The following is an 18,563-nucleotide window of genomic DNA, read 5'->3' as shown; positions in this document are numbered from 1 at the left end:
AAAACAGATACATCCGGGTGAAATCGAGGTATATTTGTGTATAAAGTACGCTATCAAATAATTGATAAAATGAGCACTCCTAAAACTATACCTACAGACACTGGCAATGTCCAAAACGCTGTTAAAAAAATTGTTATTGTTGGAGGTGGATTCGCCGGGATAAACCTGGCCGAACAAGTAGCCAAAAACAAAAACTACCAGGTTATTTTGCTTGATAAAAACAATTATAACTATTTCCCACCCCTGCTTTACCAGGTGGCTACCAGCTTTCTTGACCCATCAGATATCAGTTACCCATTCCGTAAAATGTTCCGCAATAAACGGATCAGTTACCGCATGGCCGAAGTAGTAAAGATCGACCCTGCATCACAAACCGTATACTTAACCAATGAAGAACTAAAATATGACTACCTGGTGTTTGCATCAGGTGCAAGGATAAACTTTTTTGGGATGGAAAATGTTCAAAAGAACGCCATCCCCATGAAAACTATTGACGATGCCCTGCACATGCGTAATGCCTTGCTGCAAACCATGGAACAGGCCGCGATGACCAAAGACCTGGCCGAGCGGAAAAAACTGTTGACCATTGTGGTAGCCGGTGGAGGCCCTACCGGGGTAGAAATTGCCGGAATGCTGGCCGAAATGAAAAAGAACATTTTTTTAAAGGATTATCCCGAATTGAAGGGAACTCCCGGCGGCATCTATATTGTTGATGGCGGCAAGAACCTGCTTGGCCCCATGAGCGAAAAAACACACCAGGAAGCCTACAAGGTACTTTCAGACTTGGGTGTAAAAGTAAAACTAAACACACAGGTTAGGGATTATGATAAACATCGGGTTACCCTTTCAACAGGCGAAACCATTGAGGCCGGAACGTTGATCTGGGCCGCGGGAATTACCGCCAATACTTTTGAAGGCATACCGGAAAGCAGCCTGGGCGTTGGCCGCCGGATGATCACCAATGAGTTTAACCAGGTAATTGGTTTGGAAAACGTGTACGCCATTGGCGATGCCAGCGTGCAAATAACCGACGAGCGTTATCCCAAAGGTCACCCACAACTGGCACAGGTAGCCATACAGCAAGGCCGCAACCTGGCTAAAAATTTTATAGCCATGCAAAAAGCCAAACCCTTGAGCGCATTCAATTATTTTGACAAAGGTGATATGGCCATCATCGGTCGTAACAAGGCTGTGGTGGATCTGTTTAAGAACAAACTGCACATTGGCGGTATTATGGCTTTGTTCATGTGGCTGTTTATCCACCTGATATCATTGGTAAACTATCGTAACAAACTGAAAACCCTGTATAACTGGGGCACTGCTTATGTGTCAAAGGATCAATCGCTAAGGATGATCTTCAGATCATAAGGCATTAAGATAATTCTTCAAACCGGGGCGGGCAAACGGTCGGATAGGCAAAGCTTATCAGGCCGTTTTGTTTTTTTTGTAGAGACGCGAAAGGTTATTGGAAGTAATCGGGATTTTGAAGGCACTTATATGCCTAACGGTAGGGATGGGAACGCAGTTAATGGCAACGGAAAGATGAGCGTTTTCCAGGAATTGGTTGATGCTTATGAGATGAACAATGGCCGACCAATAACAGATTCGCAATCCGGCTATCAAAGCACAGGCTTTTGGAATGGTCAGCTATGGGATGGTGTAAGGAATACCTCTGTTTCCAATATTTCGAACATGTATAAAAACAGGGATCCCCGCTTTTACGCTACTATATTTTTTCAGTACGATGTATGGAATTATACCAACAATGCAAGGCCATTGAAATTTGCCTGGTTTGGCAACAATGGCGGAGGCTGTGACGGATGGCCTAAACCTGGCACCAATTGCGAAACCGGTTATAATTGGCGAAAATGGGCCGATCCTGCTGTTAATTTAAAAGGCAACGGTAGCGCTAATCGCAATTTTCCGCTCATCCGTCTTGCCGAGATCTATTTAATTTATGCAGAGGCGATGAATGAATATTTGCCTGCGCCTAACAGTGATGTGTATAACGCTGTAAACGCCGTAAGAAGCCGTGTATCTATGCCGGGTCTGCCTATTATAGCGTCTGATAATACCAAAGAGGGCATGCGTAAAAGGATCCAAAACGAAAAGCGAGTTGAATTTGCTTTCGAGAACCAGCGTTTTTGGGATGTGCGCCGTTGGCTCATAGCCAAAACCGTGGACAATGGAAATATGCACGGCATGAATGCGAGGCCAACTCCTGAAGAGTTGAGTTCAACCGGGTTTGATGCTAACAGCGAAGCTGCAGGCGTTGCTGTGTTTTACAAAATCGTTATTGATCAGACACGCATTTTTGCCGATAGGCATTACCTCATGCCAATACCGCAAACCGAGATCAATATCGATCCGGCATTGGTGCAAAACTATGGATGGTAACCTAAACCCAATAACAGCGCTTATCTTATACCTGCTATTTGAAACGATATTAGTGTAGAAGATTAAGCACGGTCAATTGATAAAGCGGTTGTTCTGAATAAGGCAACCGCTTTACAGTTGTAGGGCCTTTGGGTTATGTAAACCAAGGCAGTTGATAGCTGATGATATATAGAGAGGCGGTAAACTGACGATTTTTGCTCCGTTTTCAAGATCGTGGTAATTGTAAAAAGCTCTTTAATTAATTAAAGAGCTTTTTTCTTTGAATTATCTCACCAAATACGGTTATCCCCAGAGAATTTCAACCATTACAAAACCACCTATTAGCATAAACAGAGTGTATGAAGTAGATGCTTTTTAGCTGTATCCTTAATCAATTACTCAGTGTGCGTTGTTAAAATTTCATCTTTCTTAATTTTCAAATAATATTCTCATGGTAGTACTTTAAATCATTATGTATTTTCATCATTATTAATCATCCCAAAATGGATCCATTTTGTATTGATCAAGTAACAATGCCCCTCCTTGCTGATTCTTATATTTATTTAAAAGTGATGATCCTTTTGTGGTGAGCATACCCTGAATCAGGTATCCAAATAATAGCTCCCAGTTATTGGTGATGTGAGGAAGATTAGGATTTAACATTGCTGTTAAACTTTCTAAAAGAAATCCAGTAATGATATCAAAGTTTAAATCATCCTGATATAAGTCAGTTTTAACACCACAAGCCATATTGGCTTTAATAATATTGGTTAAATAGCCATTCTTATGGCTGGTAAATTTTTTAAAGGCATCCGGATGGTTATTTTCCAGGTCGTGCAATAAGGCAGGATACAACGCCTTATAAAAGTTTCTGGCGTAGATCATGATAAAAAACAGCTCGAATATGGCGTCACTGCTTTTTGCCTTTAATGATTCACAACGCTTAATGTTAATAGCAATTTCTTTTTCGACAAGCGCAGTAACCAGCGTGTCTTTACTGCTAAAAAAATGATAAATAGTTTTTTTGCTGATGCCCAGACTACTTGCAATTTTATCCATGCTGATACTGCGGATACCGTACATGATAAAAAGATCATGTGCTTTATCAGCTATTTTTTGTGATATATCCATAAATTAATTTTAAATGTGCCAACATAATCTAAAACAGATTAATAGCCTTTTTCTGAAAATCCCTGATAGTGGCGGTTAACCAACAATGACCATTTTATATCACTCAGCTCTGTTGTAAATTCGGTCACCAAAACCTGGGTAAAAACGAATGGAAAATTAACTTCACCGGAGATACCTTTGTATTGACTACAAAGCATGCAGTAATAACGAAACTTTTCAAGTACCGACCTTCGATCATCATAATGCATTCCAAACCAGGTTTTTACAGCTCGACAGATGCATCTGGCAAATACTTCATTATTAAAGGGTTTCCCTATTACAACGCTTACTATCTCTTGGGCTGTTAACGTGGGCTTAATGTAGCGGGTATTGATATATACGTCAAATTTACCTTCTTTGTAAAGCTCAGTCAGCTTTACTTCCAAGCGACTACGCAAGTTCTCTGACATGTTGATATACCGGTATTCTGCTGTAGATGTTAAATAAGGGCTTTGTTTCATAGCAAAGTGTTTGAAAAAATTAATTTGAGCTCTTAAACCTATCTAAAACGAGATTATTTCCATCCACCGCCCAGGCTTTGGTACAGGGTTACTAATGATGTAAGTTGTTGTAGCCGGTCGTTTACGCTGCTTAGTTGCGCGGATAAATAACCCTGCTCTGAAGTTAGCACATCGGTATAGGTTACATAGCCGTTTTTAAGTAGTTCACGATTGTAATCTACAGATCTAAACCAGGCATCCAGTTGTAGTTTACGGGTTACAGCTTTATCTTCAACCGCCTTATAGCTGTATAAAGCATCTGAAACCTCCCGGCCGGCATCCAGCACGGTTTGCTGAAAGGTTGCCACATTTTCTTCATATTGCGCTTTGGCAAGCTGCAGCCGCTGTTTGTTCAGTCCTTTGTTAAATATGGGTTGGGTTAAATTCCCAACAATGTTGCCAAAAATGGTGGCGCTTTTAAACAGATCACCAACGGTTGATGATTGCCACCCCCCCTCTGCAGTAATGCTCAGTGAAGGATAAAAGTAGGCGCGGGCTACGTTGATCTGTTCAAAGTAGTACCTTACATTATACTCGGCCTGCTGTACATCGGGACGGTTGCTGAGCAATTGTGCAGGCACACCGATTTGTAATGTGGTATCTATCTGTTGCGCATCCAACACGTTTCTTTCAACTGAGCCTGGATGTCTTCCAATCAAAACACATATTGCATTTTCAGTTTGACGAATGCTGCTTTGTAAATCGGGTATAGTAACTTCGGCAGCGTACCTGTTGGCTTCGCTCTGCGCAACTGAGGCCTCATTTACACGGTTAGCTAATTTTAATGCTTTATTTGTTTCTACATCTTCTTTACGGTTTGCTACCGTTTGCTGAGTTATAGCCAGCTGTTTATCGTAAGCTAACAGGTTATAATAATTGGTGGCAATATCGGCAACCAATTTAGTTTGCACAGCGCGCTGGTTTGCATAGCTCTGTAAAAGCAGCGCGAGTGAACCTCTTTTGGCACTGCTCAATTTCCCCCAGATATCCATTTCCCAGCTGGTATTACCTGTTACCGCATAAACATTTTCTGGTGTAAAACCCAGGTTTCCACCTTGCGTAGCGGCAACTTTTTGTTTGGTGTATTGTGGCCCGACACTTAAAGTTGGTAAAAATGCCGCTTTAGCCTGGCGCAAGTTGGCATCTGCTTGTTTGATACGTGCAACAGCTATTTTCAAATCGTAGTTATTGGTAATACCTTCCTGTATCAAAGCCTGTAATTGGGCGTCCTTAAACATTTGTTTCCAGGATAAATTGGCAATGGTGGTAGTATCTGCGGTATACGCAGCACGGTACAGGCTATCTGTTTTAACATCGGGGCGCGTATAAGCCTGTCTTAGTTTACAGGCTGGCAATAGCAGTACAGCCGCTACAATGACAGCAGCTGTACGGGTAAAATATTTTAAGTTCATATCTTGTGTGTTTGAATAATCAATGATCTTTAGTTCAATGCGGGTGTTGCGGGCGGTATTTGCCCGGTTGTCTGGAACTTCTTTTTTCTGCCGAATCTTTCCTGCAATGTTTGAAAAATGATATACAGAACCGGGATAATAAATACCCCAAATATGGTTCCTACCAGCATCCCGCCTACAGCACCGGTGCCAATGGAGCGGTTACCGGCAGCACCAACACCCGATGACAGCATCAGTGGCAATAAACCAACGATAAAGGCAAGCGATGTCATCAATATCGGTCGCAACCGTGCAGTCGCAGCCTCAATTGCGGCGGCAACAATGGGCATCCCCTTCTCCCGTCTTGCAACGGCATATTCCACAATCAGGATGGCATTCTTAGCGAGCAGGCCGATCAGCATTACCACGGATATTTGCATGTATATATTGTTATCTATACCCATGATCTTAGCAAACAGGTAAGTGCCAAATAAGCCTACTGGCAGCGAGAACAGTACAGCAAACGGTACAATGTAACTTTCATAAAGCGCACTCAGCAAAAAGAACACGAACACGATGCAAAGGATATAGATAAAAACTGTTTGTCCGCCTGAATTCACCTCTTCACGTGACAAACCAGAGTAATCAAAGCTATAACCGGCAGGCAGGGTTTTGGCCGCGGTTTCACGCACAGCGGCAAGCGCGTCGCCACTGCTGAACCCGGGTTTTGGACTGCCAATTACGGATATATTGTTATATAGGTTGAACCTTGATAAACTTTGCGGCCCGTTAACCGAGGTAAGCGTAACAAATTCTGATACCGGCGCCATATTACCAGCGGCATTTCTGACATAGATGTTATTCAGGCTTTGTGAATTGCTCCGGTATTTAGCATCGGCCTGCACCATAACGCGGTATTGTTTGCCAAACTGGTTAAAATTAGAAGCATATATACCACCGTAATATCCCTGCATGGTTGCCATCAGGTCGCTGGTTAAAATGCCGGCTTCTTTTGTTTTGGCTACATTGATATTCATCAAATATTGCGGGTAGTTAGGATTGAACCCTGTTGCGCCGTATAAAATTTCTGGGCGTTGGTTTATCGCACCCAGGAAGCCGCCGGCTACCCTACTAAAGTTTTCTATACTGCCACCGGTCTTATCCTGCAATTCAATCGTAAAGCCACTTGAGTTACCAAAGCCAGGGACCGTTGGCGGAGCAAAAAAAATGACCTTGGCGTCTTTAATCCCGGCTGTCATGCCAAATAGCTGGCCGATCACATCATCAACTTTTATTCCTTTCCTTTCATCCCATGGCTTTAATTTAAATACCAGCAACCCGAAGTTACTGCCGGTACCATTAATAATGCTTTGCCCGGTTATTTTTGCCCGGTTGGCAACTACCGGTATTTTTTTAGCCATGAGGTCTACCATGTCGGCAACCTCCATGGTTTTTTCAAGAGATGTACCCGGGGGCAGGCTGATATCGGCGAAAATGGTACCCTGATCTTCATTGGGTACAAAACCGCCCGGCGTTGTTTTCATAAAGAAAACAAGTAACACGGTAAATAAAACCACTGCAGACGGAACGATCCATTTTTTCCTGCTTAAAAAGCCTATCGACTTTTGATATTTACCTTTCAGGGCATCAAAGCTGGTATTAAAAGCTGTATAAAACCTTTGCAGCAGGTTTTTTCGGCTCCCGTCATGTTCTTCATGTGGCTTCAAAAACAAGGCACACAATGCCGGGCTTAGCGTTAAGGCATTGATGGCCGAAATGACAATTGCCGAAGCCAGTGTTAAACCAAACTGTTTAAAAAACACGCCCGAGCTGCCGCTAATAAAAGAAACCGGTATAAAAACGGCGGCCATAACTAATGTGATGGCTACAATAGTTCCACCCAGTTCGCTCATGGCATCAACAGACGCATCGTATGCAGATTGATAACCCTCATCAAGCTTGGCATGCACGGCTTCCACTATAACGATGGCATCATCTACTACGATACCAATGGCCAGCACCAGGGCAAAAAGCGTGAGTAGGTTAATAGTAAAACCAAACAGGCTGAGACAGGCAAATGTACCGATGATAGATACCAATACCGATATGCCGGGTATCAGGGTGGAACGGAAATCCTGTAGAAAAATAAAAACAACGATGAAAACCAGAATATAGGCCTCTATTAACGTATGAACCACTTTTTCTATGGATGCGCTTAAAAAGTCATTCGCATTCAGCAAGGGTACATAGCTCACACCTTTAGGAAAAGATGTTGAGGCTTTATCCAACGTGGCTATTGCATCCTTAATAATGGCCTGCGCATTGGAGCCCGCTGTTTGGCTTATGGCAATAACCGTCGCGGGCTGATCATCGGTATTCATAGTTGATGAATAAGTGAGCGAGCCCATTTCCAGCCGTGCGATATCCCTTAAGCGTAATAGCTGGCCATTGGTTTTGGCACGCATAATAATGTTACCAAATTGTGCGGTATCCAGCAACCGGCCGGTATATTTAATAGTGTATTGAAAAACCTGGTTACTGTTTTCGCCAAATTTACCAGGCGCGGCGTCAAAGTTTTGTTCGGCGAGGGCGCTATTAACATCGGCAGGGGTTAAGCCATAAGTAGCCATTACATCTGGTTTAAGCCAAACGCGCATCGAATAATCTTTTGTACCAAATGAAACTACGCTGCCTACACCATTTATCCGTTTAATTTCCGGTATCAGGTTGATATTGGCATAATTGCTTAAAAACGTTTGATCGTAGGAAGGATTATCACTTTTAAGCGCGAAGATCAACAGGTTGCTGCTTTGCTGTTTATCTACCGTTACACCGGCTTTGGTTACCTCGGCAGGTAGTAAATTAGTTGCACGCTGAACCCGGTTCTGCACATTTACAGCGTTGATATCGGCATTGGTGCCCAATTTGAAATATACTGTTATTGTAGCATCACCGTCATTAGTGGCTGTAGATGTCATGTAGGTCATCCCTTCCACACCATTAATCTGTTCTTCCAGCGGCACAATAACGTTTCTTTGAATTACATCCGCACCGGCACCGGTGTAGGTGGCCGAAACTTTTACAGTGGGCGGGGCAATTTCAGGGTATTGGGTAACCGGCAGACCTAAATAGGCCAATACCCCCAGTATGACGATGATTACCGATATTACCGTAGATAAAACCGGTCTTTTAATGAATATTTTAAGCATGATATTTTAAAATTTGAAGTGAAGCATGATGTAAGTTGGCTTACTTATGGCTGGCGCTTGACGGTTTACCGGCGGCCGCATACAAGCTGTCGGTATTAGTGGGCAGCGGTTTAACAGCCATGCCTGGCTTTAGGTTACCTACCCCTTCTACTACAAGCTTGTCACCTTTTTTCAGGCCGCTTTCTACTACATATAAGTTCCCTATAGGATTTGCAGATACATGTATTTCGGTATTTACAGTACTATCCTTACCGCTTAAAGTGTATACAAACTTTTGGCCTTGCATATCATAAGTGGCATTTTGAGGAATTAATAAGGCATTTTCTATATTAACGGGTATTTTAATGGTAGCACTACTGCCGCTGCGTATAAGCCCGAGCGTGTTAGGGAAATTAGCCCGGAAACTTACAGACCCTGTTTCGGTACTGATGAGACCACTGGCGGTAACCACTCTTCCTTTTGCCGGATACTCGGTGCCATCGGCCAGTATTAGCGATACATCAGCCATCGTAGCCAGCTTTTCTTTAATAGTAGCGCCTTTTACCGTTCTTGAAAATTCAAGCAGCTGTTTTTCGTTTAAAGAAAAATAAACATAAATGTTACTGGTATTGTAAACCGTGGTCAACGGGTTTGTAGATGTGCTGCTTACTAAACTGCCAACTTTATAGGGTATACTTCCAATAATGCCATTAGATGGACTTGTCAGATAAGTATAACTAACATTTACTTTAGCATTAACCAGTTCGGCTTGTGCCGATGCCAATGAGGCTTTTTTAGAATTCAGCGTGTACTGATTGGACTTTAGCTCATAATCGCTGATGATTTTTCTTTCTACCAGGGGCCTAACCTTTTCTACGTTCATTTCTGCAGTCTGAACGTCGGCTTCTGCTACCTTAACAGCCGCTATCGCGCTTCGTACTGCAGCTTCGTACTGCGGATTTCGTAATTCAAACAGCGGCTGACCTTTATGCACCGTTGCGCCTTCATCTACAAATATTTTTTGGATAAAGCCATCAACTTTAGGGCGTATTTCAACATTTTGTTCGCCTTCAATAGTGGCTGGAAAACTGTAAAAAACAGTTGCAGGACCTGTATATACTTCTGCAGATTTATAAGGTGCAGGACCGGCTGGTCCCCCCGGGCCACCGGCTGGCGGCCTTCCGCCGCATGATGTAAGCGCTACTAATCCTATTAAAAAATGAAAAATTAATAGTGCTGTATTCGTTCTTATTGACATTTTCATACTTGTGGACATTAATTATTGTGATTATTTAAAGTGTGTTCTTTTAATTAACAGCACAAAGTTGGGTGGTAAACCAGCGTTAAAAAATGTCTGTAAGGAGTGAAAGCATGTGTATATGTCGCATTAAGAGTAAAACATGAACAATAAGTATGTTTTTACATTTTGCTGTCAATCAAACACTTGCTAATAGTGAAATAATCCATTTAGACATATTGTTACCACATACAGACATGGTTATGCACCTGCTTAATACTAATATTTGCTTTGTTTTCACAAGCAGTTAATCTTTATAACATGTCATTAAAAAATAAAGTCGCAGTTTTAACCGGAAGCACTGGCGCAATAGCGATAAGCATTGCACAAATGCTGCTGAAAGAAAGTGCAGTTGTTATTGTACCGGCAAAAAGTGCAAAGGATCTGTTATGGGTCAAACAAATTGAGGCAGTTACCGGCAGTGGCTCCATCGTTACCCTGCTGGCCGATTATCCCGATTTTTACAGGGCGGAGGAAATTACTGATGACATCATCGAACGGTTTGGCAAAATCGATTTAAGTATTGCCTGTTTTGAAGGTTCTGCACTCACGCGGCCGCTTAGCCAGATAGAAATTACAGATTGGGAATATACCATTGAACAAAATATAACCGCGTTTTTTGTCGCCGCCAGGCTATCCTTTAGCAGTATGAAAAAATCCAGGAATGGTATGTTTATCAGTATAGATTTCACCAGCCATACTATAAAGGTTACAGAGGCTAAACTTGCCCGATTATCACTGTATATGCAAAAAGAAATGGCCAAAATGTTTTACGAAGAAATGAAGAATACTAATATGAAATACTATCATTTGTATGTGGATCCTGATAAGAAAAACTGTAAGGCTCAAAATAATTATATTCATCCGGATGAGCTTGGAACATTGATACTGGATCTGTATGACGGTAATACAAAAGGCCATGACATGCTATTTCAATGGATGCATAATAAACACATCAATCAATAAACTACATTGGCAGTAACAAAGCGGTTGCAGATATACCAAAGCTAAAAAATGCACCTTAAAGTGTCTTCTGCCTGAGTAATATGGCTGTTTATGCACTTAACTTATTTAGCTACTATAGTAACCGTATTAAAACCATGTACAATTGGATGTTGACTTATATTACGAAAAATCAGGTTTGGGTATGATTATCAGACCATCTTCAAAAACTTAAATCTATTAAAATGATATAAATAAGGATTAAGGAAACCCCCAATTAATTTAATTACTTTGGGGTTTTATTTGTGTAATTACCCAGTTAGGTTTATGAAAACAGATATCCCTTCAATTCATAATTATACCATAAGTGATGTAAGTATTGATGCCGGCCGAAAGGACCTTGTTAAAGATTTTCTCACTTTCACAAATGATGAATTGAAACCCAGTGAGGAAAAATTTGGAAGGCCCTTACGTTCAGATCATTTTTCAATCGGGCTGGTAATTGCGGGAGAAGCACATTTTCAGGTTAACCTGATTAACTATCACATCAAAAAGAACAACCTTCTGATTATTCCTTTCAATGTAATTCACCAGTTTCAAAAAACTGACGATGACTTTATAGTAATAGTGGTTAACTTTTCTCATGATTTTTTAGCACAGGCCAGGCTTAGCGAAAAACATATACCATCATTTGGTTTCTTCTCCACACAAAACAATCCTTATCTGATGCTGCAGGAGCAAGATGCAAATGCTTTGTATGAAGTTATGAAAATGCTGCGAAAATTGGATGATCCCGAATATCAGCATCCGTTTAAGACAGAGATAATTCATCATGGATTTAATATTTTTATGTTTGAAGTGGCTGCTTTATTTAAAAAATACCGGCCGAATGAACTGGTTCAATTAACCAGGAAAGAAGAGATATTAACATCGTTTATAAAAATGCTTTTTCAGCATTTCAGGGAAGAACGTAGCGTACAGTTCTATGCAGATGCGCTCTATATGACACCTAAGCATCTCACCAAAATGGTTAAGGAGCAAACAAATAAGACCTGTAGTGAAATGATTGATGAAATTGTAATTGTAGAAGCAAAGATAATGCTGGATGATCTTGGCCTTTCAGTTGCAACTGTAGCAGAACGATTGCAGTTTAGTGATCAGTTTTTTTTTAGTAAGTTTTTTAAAAAACATACAGGTATTACCCCAAGCAAGTATAAAGGAGCAATAAAATAAGATTTATCAACGCTAACAAACACAAAGAACTAAGATAGCGTTTTTGGGCATTGCCGCCATTCCTGACCTGCAATCGTAGGCTCACTATAGTTCCTGGAAACACCATGCTTTAAATTTTAGAGGGAGTACCTATGCGGTACTCCCTCTAAATTACCTGTTGTTTTTCAAACTGTCTATCATCGCTTTCATCTCCGCAATCTCTTTTTCCTGCGTTTTAATGATATTATCTGCCAGTTTTCTTACACGCGCGTCTTTAATATGCGCATTCTTGCTGGTCATGATCGCGATGGAATGGTGCGGTATCATACCTTTCATATATTGTATATCGCTAATGCCGGTCTGTGTATGTACACCGGCGAAAGCAAGAATAAAAACGACAACGCCTGAAGTAATGATCGCTGTGTTGATATTCTTATTGGAATACATCATAGGCATCATCACAACCATTAAGATAGCCATAGCAGATATCATCAGCAGTGTCATATAGAAACGGGTCATGTTGATATAGATATGATCTACATCGTCTACATTTAAAAACATGATCACATACATCAATATGAACGAGATCATGAGGATTACTCCAAACTTTTTATAATTTGATTTTTCCATTTTCATAACAACAATTTTTGGTTTACATTTTCATTTTCATCATTCTGGGATAAAGGCGGAGAAAGATTTCTCCTGCCATTGGATTTTTACCATACAGGGAATTTAATTGGCTGTCGGCTCCGTACCACATCAACTGTCCACCGCCGGCAAGATTCAGCGGACCCAATCTGAACAGATCATAGTTGAGACCCAGGGTAACAGCGTTGACGGGGAATATGGTATCGTCTCCGTAAACAACCGGATTAAGCACTAACTCCTCCGTTGTTTTCTGCACAAATTCATAACGGGTATAAACTTCCCATTTCTTAACCCGGATATCGGCTTCAAGGAGTGCCGAATTATCGCCCTGATGACCAGGTGTTTTGTTCAACCCCCATAAAGCTGTCGCATTAAAAGTTCGTTCATCCCCGAACGGAAGGCTAAAGGTTGCAGAGGCTGTTGTTCGGTAAACATCTTCGTCAGGGTTTAACTCCTCTGGGCTTTTTATAAAGCCGTGAGAAACCTGTAAAGCCCAGTTAGCAGAAGGATTATAGTTTAACCTGCCGCTCCATGAGTCAAAACGCGGTTTATCAAAGTTGTAACGGTTTTCATCGGGCTCTCTGCCTGTAAATAAAGAACCTTCAATTTTAAACTGGTTGAACCTGAACCCTATTGTAGCAACACCAAAAGTAATATGGGTAGCATCAGACCAATGGTGACTAATCGGGGCATCCGGATTACCCATTGCCGATGGCCGATGCATAAACGCTACGGGACCTAATGCCGGTTCTCCGGGATATCCGAGGTAAATACTGAGGTCGGTGTTTTTGGAAAGCGAATAGGCGTAGCTTGCTGATAATTCACTGAACAGATCATGCGGGTGTTGATGATCGATCAGCGGGATACCTTTCCAACTTTCGCCGGTTTGGAACAATAGCGGGTATCCGCCGCCGCCTTCCGTGACCGCATCAAGGGACATCATCAGGTTAAAATGTAATAAGCCGTTTTTTCCTAATGGACGTTGCGCCATACCCATAAACCAGTTTGGAGCGTCCACTTTGTCGCTCCCGCGGCTACCCTTATTAAATAAATCCTGTTTGGTATAGCGCAGATCAACATTGCCATGCAGCATGTAGGTCCATTTGTTTCCATGCAACATTACACCGTACACAGGTGAAACATCAGGCAACCAGCTTGTACCCGACCCGCTTCTTGACATCGGCAGGTTACGCGACTGCGAGTTACTCATCATCGGGGTCTGCATCTTTTTCGTTTTACCATTTGCCGTATCAGTCATCATCCGGTGATGCTCAGAGGAATCACTCATGTTCATTTTTTGCTGCGCACTAACTTGCAACGCCGCTATATAAGCGACAGCTGCTAACAATACTTTTAAATTCATAATTTCTCAATTACACGGTTATAACAATGCCATAACGGCAGGTAAATAACCTGGCCTGAGCATGGGTTACGCGCCAGGCGGGTTAATTTCATACTTTCAGCATTAATAAAAAATATTACTGGAAATTTTGGGCAATAGAAATGCCTGCTTTGAATTGCAGCGTTGATATCAGATGAGAAGAGAACGTACTTTCAGGTATATTGGTAAATAGTTAACGACCGGCGGACCTGTTGCCCTTGGGTAATCATGCAATAAAACAGGTACGCTTTTAAATTCTGTCTGCTTGACAGTTACCGGTGGCAACGCAGCCACCAGTTCGATAAGATTGTTTTGCCATGAGGTCTGCACATTTTCCCTGACCACATACATACCATGTTTTTTGCAGCAGTCACAGTTTTTACCTGGACCGCAATCATCTTTTTTATGTCGATGACTGGTATCAGCACTTTGCTTATGATTAAAAGAGGAAAGGTATAAAGAGTCCGGTCTCTTTTTGTCATCACAGCGATCAGAGGTATTTTGGCTTATTTCATTATTTGAAGAAAAAAATATTTTGGAGGTACAATGCACAATACAGGCGAATGCGCCTGTTGAGAGCAACAGGTAGAATGTAGCTAAAACAAAGGCGCTGGCTTTCCGCATCATATCTTTAAATACATATGAGCAAATAAATTGTTCTTTTTTTAATATCAGTTGATAATCTGTATATCAATATGGTATAAATTTGGAACAGCGATTGATGCTGCCAATTAACTTGAATACATATACTTTCCATATTACCTTCTATGATCTGATCTTTCTGGGAACGATATTTATCGGGCTTACATTTATCCTGCTATTGTGGTTTAGCAAAAAAATTAATCAACCGGCAAACCGGTTCCTTTGCCTGGCGCAGGCAGTTGTCGTTTTATGGATGGTTTGGGTATTGGGTGTCGACATCCGGTTGGAGACCTACTTCTCGCACTGGAGCTGGCTGCCGCTGCAACTTTCGCTCTCAATTGGCCCTTTGATCTATTTTTATGTACTTAAAATGACCCAGCCGAAATATAAATTCCATTGGAAAGATCTGTTGCATTTGAGTCCGTTGCTGGTGGGTTTAGGTGTTCAGGCCTTAGAAGTGAGGGATAGTATAAAAACCGGTGCGGCTATTGGTGAAACACCGGCCTTTTATCAACTAAACCCCATATTGCAATTGCTGATGTTTATATCAGTCAGCATTTACTTTTACGCATCTCATAGGCTGATAGAACGCTTTTATCAAGGCATGAAATTTAACGGAGGCGACCGGCACCGATATGAATTACGCTGGCTTCATAATTTATTGAAAGGTTTCAGTTTATTATGGCTATTGTGGATTCCTTTTATAGCTGCCGACTTTTATTACCATTACCAATTATTAAATGTACAAGCTTATTATCCTTTGTTTCTCCTTTTAGCGGTAATGATTATCTGGATAGCGGCCGCAGCTTTTTTAAGACAGGAGGCTGGTGTGCTAATTGCCCATCCCCCGTTCTTAAAACCCACGCTTCCTGCCGAAATGAAGCAAAAAGGCACTTGGCTGAAGAAGGCTGTGCAAGCCAACCTGTATTACCTGGATCCTGAACTCAGCTTAAACTCATTGGCCGAAAAGCTTGAACTAACTACCCATGAGTTATCGCGAATCATTAATACAGTGCTTAAAAAAAGCTTTAATGATTTCATCAATGAATATCGCGTAAAGGCGGTTACACGGAAAATGAAAGATCACACATATGATCACTTTACCCTCCTGGGTATTGCTTTTGAATCGGGATTCAATTCTCAAAGTACATTTAGTCGCATTTTTAAGCAAATGACCGGAAAAAGTCCGGTGGAATATAAAAATGAGCTAAAAAAAGAGTACCCATCTTATAATTTGGGAAGCCGATCACAATCTGCGCCGGTAATATTGCATCATGAAACCCCTCCATGGTGGTCTCGTAAAAAATTAACCGGCAATTATATGTTTAGGAATTATTTGAAAATAGCACAACGCAATCTGGTGCGTAATAAAAGCTATACTGCTATTAATATTACAGGCCTGGCAGTTGGGATTGCCGTTTGTATGATGATCTTTATCATTATACAATATCAAACAAGCTTCGATAATTTTCATTCCGGTAATAATCGTATCTATCGTGTTTTAACCGAATATCATCATGCCGAATCGGCAAATGTTTCTTATGGGAAAGACCTCCCTTTGCCAATACCCCGGGGATTGAAAACTGCTTTTCCTGAAATAGAACAAGTGGCTCCGGTTTTTGCAAGCCAAAACGATCAATTACTGATAGTTGACAATAACGGAAATACCGAAAAAAAATTTAAAGAGCAGCGGGGTGTATTTTTTGCAGGGCCTTCATTCTTTAAAATTTTTAATTTCCCCCTGCTTGCAGGTTCGTATGCCTCATTAAAAGACCCTAACAATGTATTGCTTACAAAAGAAATCGCTGAAAAATATTTCGGCGACTGGAAAACGGCGATAGGCAAAACCATTAAACTACAGGTAGGCGGCTACATATTCGAGCACGGTACCGACGTATTGAAAGTTTCGGGCATCCTGGCAACCATACCAACAAATACAGATTTTCAGCTAAAACTGGTTGTAGCTTTTGGAACAGGATTTACCGGAGATTACCTGGAACAATCTACCAATTGGACCGAAACAGTGTCTAATTTTGGTTGCTACATTTTGTTACCGCCAAATATTTCTGCTGACAATTTTAATCAGCAATTACGAGCTTACTCCCGAAAGTTGCAATCTGCCAACAATAAGGATAGCCATATTATACAATCATTAAGTGCGGTGCATTATGATGCAGAAGCAGGTAATTACAGCAACAAAACAATCAGCCATCAGTTGCTCAATGTTTTGTGGTTGATAGCGGCATTCATCTTATTAATTGCTTGCGTAAACTTTATCAATCTATCTACCGCACAGGCTGTTAACAGGGCAAAAGAGGTTGGCGTAAGAAAAGTTTTAGGGAGTAGTAAATCTCAATTACAGATTCAGTTCATCGTTGAAACATTTTTGATAGTTATAAGCGCTGTAGCCCTGGCAGGACTTATTACAATTTTGGCATTGCCCTATCTAAGTCGACTTTTAGAACTTACGCTTTCATTCAACATATTCAACAATCCAGCAATTATTTTATTTCTTTTGATCGTTGCCATTATTGTGACCGCACTTGCCGGCTTTTATCCTTCTCTTGTTTTATCACGTTTCAACCCGGTTAATGCGCTAAAAAGTAAACTAACATCAAATAATTCACAGGGCATTTCATTAAGAAGAGGATTGGTGGTGTTTCAATTCATCATTGCACAGGTGCTCATCATCGGAACGCTCATCATTGTAAAGCAAATGAATTATTTTATGAATCAGCCTCTGGGCTTTGATAAAGATGCCGTTATCAATGTCCCTTTCCGTATAGATACTACACTCGACGGCAAGCTGGATTATTTAAAGAAACAGTTATTGACTGTAAATGGTGTGCAATCTGTGAGCTTAAGCACCAACACCCCCATTGAAAGTGGTAATGATATGTGGAGCCCGGTTAAATTTTACCGTGCAGTAAAAAGGGCAGATTTTCAGGCGATTGTGAAATTTGCGGACAACGAATATGTACCAACTTATAAATTACCGCTGGTAGCGGGTAGAAATGTGCAGCCCTCTGACACCGTAGGCGAATTTTTGGTAAACGAATCGCTGCTGAAAAATTTAGGGATTAATAAGCCTGAAGACATATTGAACAAGGATATAAGTACGTGGAACGATGTGCTGCATGGACCTGTTGTTGGTGTGTTGAAAGATTTTCATGACAGATCTTTCCGCAATAACCTGGCCCCATTGCTCGTAACTACAGACAAAGCCATGTACAGCCAGATAGGCATCAAACTGGCAACCAAAAGCATGGCTTCTACACTGGCGTCTGTTAAAAAAGTATTTGAGCAAACCTATCCCGATTTTGTTTACGAGTACAAGTTTCTGGATGAAAAAATAGCCAGTTTTTACAAACAGGAAAATCAATTATCACAATTGTATAAGATTTTCGCAGCTATCGCGATATTCCTTAGTTGTTTAGGCTTGTATGGTTTAGCCTCATTTATGGCAGTACAGCGGATAAAAGAAGTTGGTATTCGTAAAATACTTGGTGCTACTGCTGGCAGCATCATTTATTTGTTTTCAAAAGAATTTATCATACTCATCATGGTCGCCTTCGCGATCGCTACACCCATTGCCTGGTATTATATGCACCAATGGCTTCAGAATTATGCCTATCGCATCAATATAACCTGGTGGTTGTTTATTGCCAGCGGACTTGCTGCCACAATTATTGCACTTACAACCATAAGTTTTCAGGCAGTAAAAGCAGCCAGAGCAAATCCGGTGAAAAGCCTGAGAAATGAATGACATCAAAACTGCTTTTGCAGCAAAGAGCCTGGGTTAATAAAGCGAGACCT

Annotated in this window: 13 protein-coding genes; 5 read left to right on the top strand and 8 right to left on the bottom strand. The window is 41.2% G+C overall.

Features of this window, described 5'->3' with window-relative positions; all coding sequences use genetic code 11:
* The first annotated feature begins 69 nt into the window (after positions 1–69).
* Both AB6735_RS03290 and AB6735_RS03285 read left to right on the top strand, forming a co-directional pair.
* Entirely contained in the window at positions 70–1,368 is a 1,299-nt protein-coding gene (locus AB6735_RS03290; RefSeq protein ID WP_370994402.1) for an NAD(P)/FAD-dependent oxidoreductase, read from the top strand.
* A 3-nt stretch (positions 1,369–1,371) separates the two neighbouring features.
* Positions 1,372–2,397, top strand: coding sequence for a RagB/SusD family nutrient uptake outer membrane protein (locus AB6735_RS03285; protein WP_370994574.1), 1,026 nt, complete (start codon positions 1,372–1,374; stop codon positions 2,395–2,397).
* A 468-nt stretch (positions 2,398–2,865) separates the two neighbouring features.
* Here the strand turns inward: AB6735_RS03285 and AB6735_RS03280 are convergent, their stop codons facing one another.
* The 5 genes from AB6735_RS03280 to AB6735_RS03260 are packed head-to-tail and all read right to left on the bottom strand — an operon-like array spanning position 2,866 to position 9,889.
* Positions 2,866–3,507, bottom strand: coding sequence for a TetR/AcrR family transcriptional regulator (locus AB6735_RS03280; RefSeq protein WP_370994401.1), 642 nt, complete (start codon positions 3,505–3,507; stop codon positions 2,866–2,868).
* A gap of 38 nt (positions 3,508–3,545) precedes the next feature.
* The gene (locus AB6735_RS03275; protein ID WP_370994400.1) at positions 3,546–4,007 is read right to left on the bottom strand and encodes a hypothetical protein; all 462 of its coding nucleotides are present in this window, start codon (positions 4,005–4,007) and stop codon (positions 3,546–3,548) included.
* 53 nt (positions 4,008–4,060) lie between these two features.
* On the bottom strand, positions 4,061–5,458 hold the full coding sequence (locus tag AB6735_RS03270; protein WP_370994399.1) for an efflux transporter outer membrane subunit: 1,398 nt from the start codon (positions 5,456–5,458) through the stop codon (positions 4,061–4,063).
* A 29-nt stretch (positions 5,459–5,487) separates the two neighbouring features.
* Entirely contained in the window at positions 5,488–8,646 is a 3,159-nt protein-coding gene (locus AB6735_RS03265) for an efflux RND transporter permease subunit (RefSeq protein ID WP_370994398.1), read from the bottom strand.
* A 40-nt stretch (positions 8,647–8,686) separates the two neighbouring features.
* Positions 8,687–9,889, bottom strand: coding sequence for an efflux RND transporter periplasmic adaptor subunit (locus tag AB6735_RS03260; protein ID WP_370994397.1), 1,203 nt, complete (start codon positions 9,887–9,889; stop codon positions 8,687–8,689).
* A 294-nt stretch (positions 9,890–10,183) separates the two neighbouring features.
* On the opposite strand from AB6735_RS03260, the gene AB6735_RS03255 reads away from it, so the two are divergent.
* The gene (locus tag AB6735_RS03255) at positions 10,184–10,888 is read left to right on the top strand and encodes an SDR family NAD(P)-dependent oxidoreductase (RefSeq protein ID WP_370994396.1); all 705 of its coding nucleotides are present in this window, start codon (positions 10,184–10,186) and stop codon (positions 10,886–10,888) included.
* 303 nt (positions 10,889–11,191) lie between these two features.
* Positions 11,192–12,097, top strand: a complete 906-nt coding sequence (locus tag AB6735_RS03250) for a helix-turn-helix domain-containing protein (protein ID WP_370994395.1) — start codon at positions 11,192–11,194, stop codon at positions 12,095–12,097.
* A 150-nt stretch (positions 12,098–12,247) separates the two neighbouring features.
* Here the strand turns inward: AB6735_RS03250 and AB6735_RS03245 are convergent, their stop codons facing one another.
* The 3 genes from AB6735_RS03245 to AB6735_RS03235 all read right to left on the bottom strand — a co-directional run bounded on the left by AB6735_RS03245 (position 12,248) and on the right by AB6735_RS03235 (position 14,732).
* A complete protein-coding gene (locus tag AB6735_RS03245) occupies positions 12,248–12,712 on the bottom strand; it encodes a DUF305 domain-containing protein (protein WP_370994394.1) in 465 nt (154 codons plus the stop codon).
* 16 nt (positions 12,713–12,728) lie between these two features.
* Positions 12,729–14,087, bottom strand: coding sequence for a hypothetical protein (locus AB6735_RS03240; protein WP_370994393.1), 1,359 nt, complete (start codon positions 14,085–14,087; stop codon positions 12,729–12,731).
* 168 nt (positions 14,088–14,255) lie between these two features.
* The gene (locus tag AB6735_RS03235) at positions 14,256–14,732 is read right to left on the bottom strand and encodes a hypothetical protein (RefSeq protein WP_370994392.1); all 477 of its coding nucleotides are present in this window, start codon (positions 14,730–14,732) and stop codon (positions 14,256–14,258) included.
* A gap of 94 nt (positions 14,733–14,826) precedes the next feature.
* Between AB6735_RS03235 and AB6735_RS03230 the strand changes: the two genes are divergently transcribed.
* On the top strand, positions 14,827–18,513 hold the full coding sequence (locus AB6735_RS03230) for an ABC transporter permease (RefSeq protein WP_370994391.1): 3,687 nt from the start codon (positions 14,827–14,829) through the stop codon (positions 18,511–18,513).
* The last annotated feature ends 50 nt before the right edge of the window (positions 18,514–18,563 follow it).

The organism is Mucilaginibacter sp. RCC_168 (assembly GCF_041355315.1).
Lineage (GTDB): Bacteria > Bacteroidota > Bacteroidia > Sphingobacteriales > Sphingobacteriaceae > Mucilaginibacter.
This window is presented reverse-complemented; position numbering and strand designations above follow the sequence as displayed.

Excerpts from the sequence above, each read along its gene's own strand:
- AB6735_RS03290 (WP_370994402.1), top strand. The coding sequence starts at position 70 with ATGAGCACTCCTAAAACTATACCTACAGACACTGGCAATGTCCAAAAC.
- AB6735_RS03280 (WP_370994401.1), bottom strand. The coding sequence starts at position 3,507 with ATGGATATATCACAAAAAATAGCTGATAAAGCACATGATCTTTTTATC.
- AB6735_RS03275 (WP_370994400.1), bottom strand. The coding sequence starts at position 4,007 with ATGAAACAAAGCCCTTATTTAACATCTACAGCAGAATACCGGTATATC.
- AB6735_RS03270 (WP_370994399.1), bottom strand. The coding sequence starts at position 5,458 with ATGAACTTAAAATATTTTACCCGTACAGCTGCTGTCATTGTAGCGGCT.
- AB6735_RS03265 (WP_370994398.1), bottom strand. The coding sequence starts at position 8,646 with ATGCTTAAAATATTCATTAAAAGACCGGTTTTATCTACGGTAATATCG.
- AB6735_RS03260 (WP_370994397.1), bottom strand. The coding sequence starts at position 9,889 with ATGAAAATGTCAATAAGAACGAATACAGCACTATTAATTTTTCATTTT.
- AB6735_RS03255 (WP_370994396.1), top strand. The coding sequence starts at position 10,184 with ATGTCATTAAAAAATAAAGTCGCAGTTTTAACCGGAAGCACTGGCGCA.
- AB6735_RS03250 (WP_370994395.1), top strand. The coding sequence starts at position 11,192 with ATGAAAACAGATATCCCTTCAATTCATAATTATACCATAAGTGATGTA.
- AB6735_RS03245 (WP_370994394.1), bottom strand. The coding sequence starts at position 12,712 with ATGAAAATGGAAAAATCAAATTATAAAAAGTTTGGAGTAATCCTCATG.
- AB6735_RS03240 (WP_370994393.1), bottom strand. The coding sequence starts at position 14,087 with ATGAATTTAAAAGTATTGTTAGCAGCTGTCGCTTATATAGCGGCGTTG.
- AB6735_RS03235 (WP_370994392.1), bottom strand. The coding sequence starts at position 14,732 with ATGATGCGGAAAGCCAGCGCCTTTGTTTTAGCTACATTCTACCTGTTG.
- AB6735_RS03230 (WP_370994391.1), top strand. The coding sequence starts at position 14,827 with ATGCTGCCAATTAACTTGAATACATATACTTTCCATATTACCTTCTAT.